This window comes from Bacillus sp. LR_5 (genome assembly GCF_042709275.1).
In genome coordinates this window covers 1-12,537 of sequence record NZ_JAVAXX010000194.1, presented here as the reverse complement: position 1 = coordinate 12,537, position 12,537 = coordinate 1, and the positions used below count along the sequence as shown (strand labels likewise).

The 12,537-nt window shown below is 46.7% G+C and carries 10 protein-coding genes and 2 pseudogenes; 3 read left to right on the top strand and 9 right to left on the bottom strand.

Annotation, left to right across the window (positions count from 1 at the left end; all coding sequences use genetic code 11):
- Window positions 1–375: 375 nt before the first annotated feature.
- The gene (locus tag RAC86_RS27000) at window positions 376–1,395 is read left to right on the top strand and encodes an NADP-dependent oxidoreductase (protein WP_377886207.1); all 1,020 of its coding nucleotides are present in this window, start codon (window positions 376–378) and stop codon (window positions 1,393–1,395) included.
- Between the two features lie 52 nt (window positions 1,396–1,447).
- On the opposite strand, the gene RAC86_RS26995 is transcribed toward RAC86_RS27000, so the two are convergent.
- Both RAC86_RS26995 and RAC86_RS26990 read right to left on the bottom strand, forming a co-directional pair.
- Window positions 1,448–1,894, bottom strand: a complete 447-nt coding sequence (locus RAC86_RS26995; protein ID WP_015252579.1) for a GNAT family N-acetyltransferase — start codon at window positions 1,892–1,894, stop codon at window positions 1,448–1,450.
- A gap of 67 nt (window positions 1,895–1,961) precedes the next feature.
- Window positions 1,962–3,092 (bottom strand): DEAD/DEAH box helicase, encoded by a 1,131-nt coding sequence (locus RAC86_RS26990; RefSeq protein ID WP_015252580.1) that lies wholly within the window; start codon window positions 3,090–3,092, stop codon window positions 1,962–1,964.
- 172 nt (window positions 3,093–3,264) lie between these two features.
- On the opposite strand from RAC86_RS26990, the gene RAC86_RS26985 reads away from it, so the two are divergent.
- On the top strand, window positions 3,265–4,821 hold the full coding sequence (locus RAC86_RS26985; RefSeq protein WP_014476110.1) for an ABC-F family ATP-binding cassette domain-containing protein: 1,557 nt from the start codon (window positions 3,265–3,267) through the stop codon (window positions 4,819–4,821).
- Window positions 4,822–4,979: 158 nt separating this feature from the next.
- Here the strand turns inward: RAC86_RS26985 and RAC86_RS26980 are convergent.
- Window positions 4,980–5,066, bottom strand: a pseudogene (locus RAC86_RS26980) (hypothetical protein); the annotation flags it as partial.
- A gap of 396 nt (window positions 5,067–5,462) precedes the next feature.
- Between RAC86_RS26980 and RAC86_RS26975 the strand changes: the two are divergent.
- Window positions 5,463–5,709, top strand: a pseudogene (locus tag RAC86_RS26975) (hypothetical protein); the annotation flags it as partial.
- On the opposite strand, the gene RAC86_RS26970 reads toward RAC86_RS26975, so the two are convergent.
- The 6 genes from RAC86_RS26970 to yfmT form a co-directional block, all read right to left on the bottom strand.
- Window positions 5,693–6,883, bottom strand: a complete 1,191-nt coding sequence (locus RAC86_RS26970) for an MFS transporter (RefSeq protein WP_003233759.1) — start codon at window positions 6,881–6,883, stop codon at window positions 5,693–5,695. The pseudogene RAC86_RS26975 and the gene RAC86_RS26970 sit on opposite strands and share 17 nt — an antisense overlap.
- Window positions 6,884–6,948: 65 nt before the next feature.
- On the bottom strand, window positions 6,949–7,371 hold the full coding sequence (locus RAC86_RS26965; protein ID WP_014479143.1) for a MerR family transcriptional regulator: 423 nt from the start codon (window positions 7,369–7,371) through the stop codon (window positions 6,949–6,951).
- A gap of 124 nt (window positions 7,372–7,495) precedes the next feature.
- Window positions 7,496–7,942, bottom strand: a complete 447-nt coding sequence (locus RAC86_RS26960) for a YfmQ family protein (protein ID WP_003243426.1) — start codon at window positions 7,940–7,942, stop codon at window positions 7,496–7,498.
- Window positions 7,943–8,064: 122 nt separating this feature from the next.
- Window positions 8,065–9,954 carry an ABC-F family ATP-binding cassette domain-containing protein gene (locus tag RAC86_RS26955; RefSeq protein WP_377886206.1) on the bottom strand — a complete coding sequence of 630 codons (1,890 nt, stop codon included), beginning with the start codon at window positions 9,952–9,954 and terminating at the stop codon, window positions 8,065–8,067.
- A 133-nt stretch (window positions 9,955–10,087) separates the two neighbouring features.
- Window positions 10,088–10,492 (bottom strand): methyl-accepting chemotaxis protein, encoded by a 405-nt coding sequence (locus tag RAC86_RS26950; RefSeq protein ID WP_369888597.1) that lies wholly within the window; start codon window positions 10,490–10,492, stop codon window positions 10,088–10,090.
- A gap of 469 nt (window positions 10,493–10,961) precedes the next feature.
- Complete coding sequence (yfmT, locus tag RAC86_RS26945) at window positions 10,962–12,419, bottom strand: benzaldehyde dehydrogenase (RefSeq protein WP_014479141.1); 1,458 nt, start codon at window positions 12,417–12,419, stop codon at window positions 10,962–10,964.
- Between the last annotated feature and the right edge of the window lie 118 nt (window positions 12,420–12,537).

The following is a 12,537-nucleotide window of genomic DNA, read 5'->3' as shown; positions in this document are numbered from 1 at the left end:
ATCTGTTTCAGAAAAACTCGGCATAAAAGGAAAAAATTGAACAAATCTTTGCTGATGTAAAAAAATCGCATAGACTTTGCTATTGCAGATTGATGCGAAAGCAAAATGTGAACGACTAAGCTCCCCCTCGCAGATGCTTGCAAGAATATGAAAAAGAATCGACATACACACTAGCCAATCTTAGCTAGGTGTACAGGAGCTCTTTTTCTGTTCTGTTTTCTAATAATGATAAATGACTAAAGAGAACTTTTAAAACAAAAGAGCTTGTAGAAAGCATAAGCTCATCTATAACCTTTTTTGTATGCCAGCTTACCTTTTGTATTTCCTCTCCTGTCCATGTTACAGTGGTGTCAACCAAGTGATAGGAGGATGAAAATGACAGCATCTCAGCAGCAAATTCAATTAGCAAGACGTCCACAAGGTATTCCTGTTCATGAAGACTTTCGCTTTGAAACCATACCGGTTCCTGAACCCAAGCAAGGGGAAGTGCTTGTCAAAACGCTTTATGTATCGGTTGACCCTTATATGCGCGGCCGTATGCAGGATACGAAGTCATATGTTGAGCCGTTCGCCTTGGATAAAGCGCTTTCTGGCGGGGTTATCGCTGAAGTTGTGTCAGACGGGAATCATCTGAAAAAAGGCGATATCGCCATCGGAAATCTCAGCTGGCAGGAATTTTCCGCTGTGAGCGAGTCTGCCTTGCGAAAAATTGATACAAGCCTTGCTCCCGCTTCGGCCTATCTCGGCATTTTGGGAATGACCGGCTTAACAGCATACTTCGGATTGCTGGACATCGGACGCCCGAAGGAAGGCGAAACCGTGGTTGTCTCCGGAGCTGCTGGAGCCGTCGGTTCAACAGTCGGGCAAATTGCCAAAATCAAAGGCGCGCGAGTCGTCGGCATCGCGGGCTCTGATGAAAAAATCGACTATTTAAAACAGGAGCTTCAGTTTGACGAAGCCATCAATTACAAAACAGCGGATGATATCCAAAAAGCGCTTCAAAACGCTTGTCCTGACGGTGTCGATGTGTATTTTGACAATGTCGGCGGACCGATTTCAGACGCGGTGATGAATCTGCTCAATGAATTTGCCCGCATTCCGGTGTGCGGCGCCATTTCTTCCTATAACGCAAAAAGCGAAGCAGATGACATGGGCCCTCGTGTCCAATCAAAACTCATTAAAACGAAGTCGCTGATGCAAGGCTTTATCGTAAGCGACTACTCCGATCGTTTTTCTGAGGGAGCAAAACAGCTGGCCGAATGGCTGAATGCTGGTAAACTCCATTACGAGGAAACCATCACAGAAGGCTTCGAAAACATTCCTGACGCGTTTCTCGGTTTATTTAAGGGAGAAAATAAAGGGAAACAGCTGATCAAGGTCAGTGATCCGAGCTGAATGAAGATGAAAACGGGAGGGCTTTTTGCCCTCCTTTTGTGTTTCGATGAGATCAGTTGCGAAGAATCAGCGTAAGAAAACCATCTTCATCAGGTTCCGTGTCTTCTAAAGTGAATCCTGCTGCTTGAAAGCAAGCTAAACTGATTCGATTGTCTTCTTCAATGCATGCCACCCATTCTCGCACGCTAGTAAAATCAGGTTCGGTCATCAGCTTTTGCAGTATCCGTTTTCCGTACCCTTGAAGCCGGTACAAAGGATTGACGATCAATCCAATATACGTCCGCTCCTCTCCGAACTCAATAACGACCATCCCTGCCGGCAGCTGTCCATCATACGCCATGATGACAGTATCGTGTTTATCTTTATTTACTCGTGCGTACCACTCATCTAATGGCAGCATCCCATCCATTCTCCGTCTGGTATCCTCATTCTCAAACCAGTGTTCAAGTATTTTCAGCTCTGGCTCCTGCATTACTTGAAACCTGTCTATTGAAGCCATTTTCCCACCTCTGCGCAAAATCTTTTCTATTATTTCACAACAAAAAAAGGGCTTTCCGCCCTCCTTTTTATTTCGTCTTCAGTTTTCCGCCTGCATACACAGCTTCACTCAGCTCAACACCAAGCTTCTTCGCCATTTTTTTCAGCTTTGATTCCTCCAATTTTGTCACAAGGCTCAGCACGTTGCCTTCTTTTCCGGCCCGGCCTGTTCGTCCTGATCTGTGGACATAGCCATCTTCATCTGGAATATCAGCATGAATCACGTATGGCAGGTTTTCAATGTCTAAACCGCGTGCGGCAATGTCAGTCGCCAATAAAAGAGGAAACTCTCCGTTTTCGAATGCGGCAATGATTTTCGCCCGCTCCATTTTTTTCGCTTCGCTGTGCAAAACGCCGAGTTCAACGTGGTGATATGCCAGCTTTTCCGCATATACACTCAGGTTGCCAATGTCTCTCACAAATACGAGTGCCTGCATGCCTTCAAGCCTTGACAGCTTTTGCAGCAGCTTTACTTTGTCACGCTGGTCACAAATGAGATATTGATGCTTCACTTTCCCTGCCTCTGCCTTGCTTCGCTGCACCTTCAACACCTCAGGCTCTTGCGCCAATTCGCGGAGCACATCCTCTGTTTCCTTTTTAAGCGTGGCAGAGAAACATAGAAGCTGGCGGTCTCTTAATGTCGTTTTAATAATTTGTTTGATCGTCTCGCGATGCTCCGGCAGGATAAGCTGATCCGCTTCATCAAGTACAATCGTTTTCACTTCATGCATTTTGAGTTTCTTTGCTTTAATCAGTTCAAATACCCTGCCTGGCGTGCCGACAATGATATGCGGATGTTTCTTTAGCTTTTCGACCTGCTTCTTCACATTCGCCCCGCCGATTAAGGAAGCCGCGCGCAGCTCTGAGCCCGCTTTCCAATCCTGAATCACCTGAAAAATCTGCATCACCAGCTCACGGGAAGGCGCTAAAATCACCGCCTGCGGATGCTTTTGCTCTGGTTTGATCCGCTCCAAGACCGGCAGCGCATACGCCAGCGTCTTCCCTGTGCCTGTCGGCGATTCTGCAATGACATCCTTTCCGTCCATGATCAGCTGGGCTGCCTGCTCTTGAACAGGGGTTGGCGTTTGAAAGCCGGAAGCATTCCAATTCTCTTGTATAAATGATTGTGCATTATGTAAAAATGGCCAAGTTTGCGTCATTTTGTTCTCCTCAATTCCTGAAATCTATTCCATAGTATCTCAAAACCTCGCCCGGAACGCAATTTTTCTTTTTCTTTCCTATACCTTTCAACATTCCGAATCCTCCTTTATAATCAAAAGGGTGAATATTACACGCCGATTGTGCGTGTTTGATAACGATAGAGGTGTAAACATGAGTATTTTATCTGTAAAGGATTTAAGCCACGGCTTCGGGGACCGGGCCATTTTTAATAACGTTTCCTTCCGCCTGTTAAAAGGCGAGCACGTCGGCTTGATCGGCGCAAACGGTGAAGGAAAGTCAACCTTCATGAATATTATTACCGGAAAGCTTGAACCTGATGAGGGAAAAGTCGAGTGGTCAAAAAACGTCCGTGTCGGATACCTTGATCAGCATACCGTGCTGGAAAAAGGAAAATCTATTCGCGACGTCCTGAAAGACGCATTCCATTATTTATTTGCGATGGAAGAGGAAATGAACGAGATATACAACAAAATGGGCGAGGCTGATCCCGATGAGCTCGAGAAGCTGCTTGAAGAAGTCGGCGTCATTCAAGACGCGCTGACAAACAATGATTTTTATGTCATTGATTCCAAGGTGGAGGAAATTGCCCGCGGTCTCGGTTTGAGCGATATCGGTTTAGAGCGAGATGTCACCGATTTGAGCGGCGGACAGCGCACAAAGGTCCTTCTCGCTAAGCTGCTCCTTGAAAAGCCGGAAATTCTGCTTCTCGATGAGCCGACCAACTATCTTGATGAACAGCATATTGAATGGCTGAAACGCTACCTGCAGGAATACGAGAACGCGTTCATCTTGATTTCCCACGATATTCCGTTCTTAAACAGTGTCATCAACCTGATTTATCACGTTGAAAATCAAGAGCTGACACGCTATGTCGGCGACTACCATCAGTTTATGGAAGTCTACGAGGTGAAGAAACAGCAGCTTGAAGCGGCCTACAAAAAGCAGCAGCAGGAAGTCGCAGAGCTGAAGGATTTCGTCGCCCGCAACAAAGCGCGCGTCAGCACGAGAAACATGGCGATGTCCCGCCAAAAGAAACTCGATAAGATGGATATGATCGAGCTTGCGGCAGAAAAGCCAAAGCCGGAATTCCACTTTAAGCCGGCGAGAACGTCAGGCAAGCTGATTTTTGAAACGAAGGACCTCGTGATCGGTTACGATTCCCCGCTGTCCCGTCCGCTCAACCTCCGCATGGAGCGCGGCCAAAAAATCGCCCTTTACGGCGCAAACGGGATCGGAAAAACGACGTTGCTGAAAAGTTTGCTTGGTGAAATCCAGCCGCTCGAAGGCTCTGTAGAACGCGGTGAGCACATCTATACCGGCTATTTCGAGCAAGAGGTCAAGGAAACAAACAACAATACGTGCATCGAAGAAGTATGGAGCGAATTCCCTTCTTATACGCAGTATGAAATCCGTGCCGCTCTGGCAAAATGCGGACTGACGACAAAGCATATCGAAAGCCGCGTCTCCGTATTAAGCGGAGGCGAAAAAGCGAAAGTCAGATTGTGCAAGCTAATCAACTCAGAAACAAACCTGCTGGTGCTCGATGAGCCGACAAACCACTTGGATGTCGATGCCAAGGAAGAGCTCAAGCGCGCCCTGAAAGAATATAAAGGCTCCATTCTGCTCATTTCCCACGAGCCAGACTTTTATATGGATATTGCGACAGAAACGTGGAACTGCGAGTCTTGGACGACGAAAGTGCTTTAATTTATAAAAAAACCCGCCTGCTAAAGGGCGGGTTTTTTACTGCCATTTTTTCTGAACGATTCTCAAAAGCTCTCTGTCTTTTAAAATGAGCTGCAATGGAGATGTGAATTCATCAAGTGTCAAGCCCTCTTTTGGCAGACAAGCGGTGACCACTCTACAGAAAAGCTGTTTTTCATGACGCTGTGTATGTATTGATAGAGCGTTTCTAAACATTTCTGATCATATTCGTCAGGCTTTGCCTTCATGGCAAACGTCCCCTCTACAGCATGAACCATCACTTGAAATGGCAATTGTAAATGAACGGACACATTCTCAGCTCCTACAAGATAAATCCCAGCCGCATCAATGCCTGACCGTAGCGGATGCCCTTTCCGCGAACGCCGTTCTTGCTGACCGAAAAAACCGGGTTCTAAAGGGGCTTTAGCTGTTAAATAGTAAAATTGTGTCATAAAGACTTTCCTTTCCTGCACCAATTCGATTACGATGCCATTATAACGAATAATACATACTGACCGTAAAGGGTACTAACATGATCAACGGCAAAAAAAGAATTCAATATAGATGAACTTCAATACATTATTTGATCAGCTCGTGCAGAGGATGCATATAAGCTGTCTGCTTTAACATTGGAAAATTGATGGATATGCGTGTTAAAAGAATTTTGGGGCTATGGCATCAAGAAACATCTTTTACAGCAGTCTCTCTTGGCCGTATACCAACGTCCTTTCACTATATAAAACATACGGATTTGAAGCAGAAGGAATCTTAAAAAAGGAGAAATTGCTTTCTGACGGAAATTACTACAATACGGTAGTAGTGGGAAGATTCCACGATAAAAAAAGACACTGCATATGCGCAGTGTCTTTCGTTATTAATGCCCCGCCTTAATTCCAGCAAGATGTTTACGTCCCATGAGAAGGACAAGCATGCCGACAAAAACGACGATTCCGCCTACTGTGTATGGTGTGCTTGCAGTAAAGTGTTCTGACAGCATTCCCGCAATCCACGGAGCGAGCGCGCCGCCGATGAAGCGGACTGAGCTGTAGGCTGAAGACGCGATTGAACGTTCAACCGGCGCAGAACCCATCACAGCGGTTGTCATGATCGTATTCACCATACCGAGGACAGCACCGGCGACAACGATACATGTAATAATCAAAGTCTGATGGTCTGTCCAGATCCCCATAATAACGAGAATGGCCGCAAAGGCGATAAAGAGAACGACGAGCGAACGCACTGTGCCCAGCGCTTTGTGCACGAGCGGCGCCGTAAAGACTGACGTAATCGCCAGCAGAAGGCCCCAGCCGAAGAAGACATATCCAAGACCGTGTTCATCTAAATCCAGTACGAACGGAGAATAAGCTAGCAAAATAAAAAATCCAAAGTTGTATAGGAATGCCGATACCGCCATTGTCAGCAGGCCTTTATATTTGAGTGCCTTCATCGCATCAAACACACCGACGCGTTTCGCCGGTTTCGGCAGCTTCGGAAGCATGAAAGAAATCGCGATTAACGCAATAAACATCAGGACAGATACTCCAAAAAACGGTGCACGCCATGAAATGCTTCCAAGCTCTCCGCCTGCAAGCGGCCCGACAGAAATCCCGAGACCGAGCGCAGCCTCATACAAAATAATCGCTTGGGCGCTTCCTCCGACTGATACACCAACGATGACCGCAAGCGCTGTTGAAATAAACAAAGCATTCCCTAATCCCCAGCCGCCGCGATAGCCGACTAACTGAGCGATTGAGCTTGAGCTGCCGCCAAGCCCCGCAAACACAATAATAAAAATAAGTCCGAGAATTAATGTCCATTTCGCGCCGATGCGGCTGGAAATGGCTCCTGAGAAAAACATCATAAATCCGGTTACAAGCAAATAACTTGTAAACAAGAGTGATACTTCACTAGGTGAAGCATGTAGTTGTGCGGCAATGGCCGGAAGAATTGGATCGACCAGCCCGATTCCCATAAAGGAAATCACACAGGCAAACGCGACAGCCCATACCGCTTTTGGCTGGCTGAGCAAACCCGTTTTCTGATTCACTTGTGTTGTCTTATCCATTTGACCTAACCTCCATCTTTATTCCATTAAAAGAAACGCTACAAAAATAGCGTTTAACAAACTTTTCATTCGATTGATTGAATGGCGCGTTCCGCTTTGCCTTTCATGCCTTGCAGGCGTTCTTTAAAGCTTTGGAATGTGCGGATTTTCTCATCAATCAAACTCAGCTGGTGATTCAGGGTTTCCTGAATTTCCTCCAGTTTTTCTTTCCGTTCCTTAGGATCCAGTGACAACAAATACCCCTCTTTGTTTAACTCTAGCTGGCGGCTGGTTTCCATGAAATGCTGAAGCTCCTGAAGGGAAAAACCGAGCACCTCTTTTGTGCTGATGACTTTCTCAAGCTCCTCCATATCATCCTCTGAATAAAGCCTTACACCGCCGTCTGTCCGTTTCGGCGCCGGAATCAAGCCGATTTCTTCATAAAACCGGATGGTCCGCTTTGTCAGTCCGCTTCTTTTGGCCACTTGATCAATCTTCATCCATTCCAAGGTAAATCCCCCTTCGCCGTTTCTGTTACCATTATACACCTTTTGAACCTTAACGTAAACGTTAAGTTTTAAAAAACAATAAAAAAGACGAGCAGCATAAAGCACCCGTCTTTCACTTTCCTGTTTAAGCTAAACTTCCCGCCACTGACAGAGACTCTTTTTGAAGGCTTTCAGAAAGCACTCGATACGCGATCACTTTCTTCTTGTACTGTTTCACGACGTCGATATGGTCGTCGTAGCGGTACACGAACAGCTTCACGTCTTTTTTTCCTTTTTTTGTATCTATCACCAGCGGCGTGCCGCCGTTTTCCGGATGTAAATAACGCTCTTCATCACCTGGATAGATATAATATTTTTCCAGGAAGATAGCTTCGTTAAATTGATCAATCACTTTCTGCTTCTCTGCACCCTCGAGGCGTTTTCCATCTAGAGAGAGACTCGCATTTTCGTCACTCAGCTTGGCGTGCACTTCAAATTTGCCGAGCAGCCATTCTATGACGCCTGTAGGAAGACAGGTTAATACGATTTTCACCAGACTCATGAGAATTAACATCACGATCGCCCATGTCATACTTCATCATCTCCGTTAGTTTTCCATGTGCCGCTGACACACAATTTTATCCTAACATAAGCAGGCCGATTCGTTTTTGTCCATTATGTGAAAAAAAGCGCGGCCTGCTGCGGCCACGCTTTTTAGCTTTCCAGTTCTTCAATCATGAGGGACAATTCTGTCCAGCGGTCCATCGCAGCCTCAAGCTCTTCCGCAGTTTTCGCCTGCTCGGCCATCAGCTCTTGGATTTTGCCAAAATCACTGCCTGCTGCGGCGATGTCAGCTTCGAGCTGTTCATGCTTTTCTTCCAGCTGGGCAATTTTATCTTCGATGCCGTCCCATTCCAGCTGGTCTTTGTAAGAAAGCTTTTTCCGTTTTTTCTTCGGCTCGGCTTCAGCCGTTTTTTCCTCAGCTGCCGGTTTTGGGGCCGCTTTTTTCGCTTTTGACTCCTCCATATAGTCGCTGTAGGAGCCTTGAAAGCGGGAAATGACGCCATTTCCTTCAAATACAATCAAACGGTCGACGACGCGGTCAAGGAAATAGCGGTCATGGGATACGGTGATGACAACGCCAGGGAACTGGTCAATATAATCCTCAAGAACGCTTAATGTTTCAGTATCCAAATCGTTCGTCGGCTCATCGAGAAACAGGACATTCGGCTCCTGCATGAGAACCTGAAGCAAGTATAAACGGCGTTTTTCCCCGCCGGACAGCTTGCGGATATACGTCTGCTGCATCGAACGCGGGAAGAGGAAACGCTCGAGCATTTGTTCAGCTGTAATCATATCGCCATCTGCCGTTTTTACGACCTCCGCCGTTTCTTTTATATAGTCAATGACCTTTAACTCACCGTTCATTTCACTATGATCCTGAGTATAGTAGCCGATTCTGACCGTCTGTCCGATCGTAATATCGCCTCCGTCCGGCGTATGACGGCCGGCAAGGGCATTTAACAGCGTTGTTTTCCCGATGCCGTTTGGCCCGATGATCCCGATCCGTTCACCTGGTATGACAAGTTCATTAAAACGGTCGACGAGCATGCGGCCGTCATAAGCGATCATGACGTTCTCCGCTTCAATAACCTGTTTTCCGAGACGGTGCGAGCCAATGGCAAAATCGAGTGAACCTGATGACTGAGGGCCTTTCTGCTCTTTAAGCGTCTCTACCCGGTCAATTCTCGCCTTTTGTTTTGTGGAGCGGGCTTTCGCTCCTCGTCTGAGCCAGGCCAGCTCGCGGCGCAGCAGGTTTTGCCGCTTCGTTTCCTTTTGCTCAGCCTGCGCTTCCCGTTCCGCGCGTTTTTCTAAAAACACTTCATAGTTGCCTTTGTACGTGTAGAGGCTGCCTCTTTCAAGCTCATAAATGCGGTTGGTGACACGGTTTAAGAAATATCTATCGTGCGTCACCAGCATGACGGCGCCGGGATATTGGCTTAAATACCCTTCAAGCCACTCAATCGTTTCATTATCCAAATGGTTTGTCGGCTCGTCCAAAATGAGCAGATCAGCGGGCTGAATTAAGTTTTTGGCAATGGCTACCCGTTTTTTCTGGCCGCCTGAGAGCTCATTGACCGGTTTTGTTACGTCGTTGACGCCCAGCTTAGACAATACGGTTTTTGCCAGGGTGTTTGCATCCCATGCATTGTTTGCGTCCATTTTCGCTTGTGCTGCCAGCAGGTGTTTCTGGCGCTGTTCATTTTCGGGATCTTTCCCCAGTTCATACAGCGCTTTTTCATATTCACGCAAGGTTTTCATCACAGCCGATTCACCGGAATAGATATGCTCCAGCACTGTTTGCCCCGCAGGCAGCTCCGGGTCTTGATGAAGAAATTCGACCTGCACGCTTCCGGATTTCGTGATTTCTCCTTCTTCGGTAGATTCCAAGCCGGCAATCACTTTCAGCAGCGTTGATTTTCCTGTTCCGTTCGGCCCGATTAATCCGATTCTCTCATTCTCTTCAATATGAAAGGAGATATGGTCAAATAATGTTTTATCTCCGTATGTTTTATAAAGATTTTCCGCTTTTAATATGCTCATGGTTCCTATCAATCCTCACGTAAGTTCATGTGTACATTTTAAATCAGCCGCTGGAATAAAACTAGTAAAACGTCAGACGAATTTCATGGAAATGCAGGATAGAAAAAGACCGGGGACATTTGTCCCCGGTCTTTTACTCTTCCTCAAGCGCTTTTTCGGCCATTTTTGCAAGATGCTGTGCGCTTCCTGAAATCTCCTGCATTGTGGCGGAAATTTGTTCAACAGCAGCGGCTTGTCCGTCTGTATGCTGGTTAATCGACTCAATGGATTCCTCCAGCCCTTTCAGCAGGCTGTGGATTTTTTTCGTAATCTGGTCAATTTGGCCGACATTTTCCTTTGAATGCGTTGCTAGCTTTCTGATCTCATCTGCGACGACAGAGAAGCCTTTTCCGGACTCCCCTGCTCTTGCCGCTTCGATCGCGGCGTTCAAGCCGAGCAGATTGCTTTGGTCAGAGATGCCTTTAACAGTTACTGAAATATCGGCGATTTCACCGGCGCTTTCGCTTACTTTTTTCGCCTGAGAGGAAATGCCCGACATTTGAGTTGAAAACCCGTTAATTGATTCAGAAATGTCGGAAATAGCCGCGGCTGTTTGTTCAACGACAGCTGATAAGCTTTCCGCGACATCATGCAGCTTTGACGACTCCTCAAGGCTCGTTCCGAGGCCGACGCCTCCAATGACTCTTCCATTCTCGTCGTGCAGCGGGATGGCACGCGCGATCAATGGGAAGCCGAACAATTCTTTCGGAACCATGCTCGTCTTCTTCTGATTGCTTCGGATGGCATCTGTGATAATATCCCCTTCCTGCAGTGGATCGCCGGCTTTTACGTTCAGCGAAAAGGTTTTGGCCGGTATATTCACGAGCAGTTTTTCCGTATCATAAATGCCGATTGTAATATCATCCTGAACCAGGCTGTTTAAATAAGGGGCTACTTTGATAAATGCGTCCAGAATATCTGCGGTTTCTTTTTCCGTATTTATGGTCAATTCCATTCACTCCTTTTCATTAATAAGGGAAGCTGCGTTTTTCGTGCTGGACCGAAATCCATTTCAGCGTTGTAAATTCTTCGAGGCTCCACTCACCGTTTAATCGGCCGAGGCCTGATTGCTTTTCACCGCCGAAGGCTACATTCGGTTCATCATTGATGGTCGTGTCATTGACGTGAATCATGCCCGTTTCAATGCGTTTCGCAAAAGCCACGCCGCGCTCAAGATTTGACGTATGTACGGCACCGCTCAAGCCAAACGGGGTTTCGTTTGCGATATCCACCGCTTCGTCTTCTGAATCAAACTTCATAAAGGAGACGACTGGTCCGAACAGCTCTTCCTTGGCAATGCTCATGAACGGTTTGACGTCTTTTAAGATCGTCGGTTCCACGATCGTCCCGTTAAATCCGCCAAGCTTCACTGGTACAGCGCCTTCTTCAATTGCTTGCTCAACAGTCTTCATCAGCCCGTCCGTCTGTCTGCTGTTGATTAATGGCCCGATAATCGTATCAGGATCCATTGGGTCGCCTACTTTCAGCGATTCCACTTTTGCCTGGTACAGCTCAAGGAACTTGTCATAAATAGAAGAATGAACAAGCACGCGGTTGGCTGACATGCAAATCTGTCCTTGATGTGTAAATCGGCTGAACACCGCCGCATTGACCGCATATTCTATATCTGCATCCTCAAGTACGATGAAGGCACTGTTTCCGCCAAGCTCAAGAAGCGGCTTTTTAAAATGCTTCATCGCAAGCTGTCCGATGTAGCTGCCGACTTTCGTAGAACCGGTAAATGAGATGATCCGCGGCACTGGATGCTCAACGAAGCTGTCGCCGATTTCAGCAATGTCTGTGACAACAACATTCAGCAGCCCCGCTGGAATTCCCGCGTTCTCAAAAATTTTCGCAATCAGCGTTCCGCCGCAAATCGGCGTTTCCTCATGCGGCTTTAGCACAACGCCATTGCCGGCTCCGAGTGCAGGCGCCACTGATTTCATAGATAAAAAGAATGGGAAGTTAAACGGACTGATGACACCGACAACACCTGCCGGCACGCGATATAATCTGTTTTCCTTGCCATCTATTGTGGACGGAAGAATTTTTCCCTCCATGCGGATTGGGAACGTTGCCGCTTCTTTCATGATGTTTTTGACAAGTCCGATTTCAAAAGCTGCTTTGAGCCTTGTTCCGCCAAGCTCTTCCATAATCAAATAAATGATGGCTTCTTCGTTCTCTTCGATATACGTGACGGCTTTTTCTAAAATGGTCCTTTTCTCGAACGGATTGACCGCATCCCATTTTTTCTTCGCCAGCGCCGCTGCCCTGTACGCTTCATCTACATCGTCAGCAGTCGCTTTACGGAATGTTGTGAATGTTTTTTGAGTATAAGGATTTTTGTTTTCCAATACATTTGGGCTGCTGCCCTCCTGCCATTTCCCGCCGATAAACTGTTTATTCAACTCTTCATATTGAAACATGGTCAGCATCTCCTTTATAACCGCAAATCAAAATATGGGCGAATCTATTTTTTCTATCGGTTCATCTTGCATAAAATTGAATATACGTTTAGTAAAACTTACTATCCTATGATACGAC

Bases quoted from the DNA above. Each gene is read 5' to 3' on its own strand.
- RAC86_RS26990 (WP_015252580.1), bottom strand. From the start codon at position 3,092: ATGACGCAAACTTGGCCATTTTTACATAATGCACAATCATTTATACAA.
- RAC86_RS26955 (WP_377886206.1), bottom strand. From the start codon at position 9,954: ATGAGCATATTAAAAGCGGAAAATCTTTATAAAACATACGGAGATAAA.
- RAC86_RS26995 (WP_015252579.1), bottom strand. From the start codon at position 1,894: ATGGCTTCAATAGACAGGTTTCAAGTAATGCAGGAGCCAGAGCTGAAA.
- RAC86_RS26960 (WP_003243426.1), bottom strand. From the start codon at position 7,942: ATGACATGGGCGATCGTGATGTTAATTCTCATGAGTCTGGTGAAAATC.
- yfmT (WP_014479141.1), bottom strand. From the start codon at position 12,419: ATGTTTCAATATGAAGAGTTGAATAAACAGTTTATCGGCGGGAAATGG.
- RAC86_RS27000 (WP_377886207.1), top strand. From the start codon at position 376: ATGACAGCATCTCAGCAGCAAATTCAATTAGCAAGACGTCCACAAGGT.
- RAC86_RS26950 (WP_369888597.1), bottom strand. From the start codon at position 10,492: ATGTCGGGCATTTCCTCTCAGGCGAAAAAAGTAAGCGAAAGCGCCGGT.
- RAC86_RS26985 (WP_014476110.1), top strand. From the start codon at position 3,265: ATGAGTATTTTATCTGTAAAGGATTTAAGCCACGGCTTCGGGGACCGG.
- RAC86_RS26970 (WP_003233759.1), bottom strand. From the start codon at position 6,883: ATGGATAAGACAACACAAGTGAATCAGAAAACGGGTTTGCTCAGCCAG.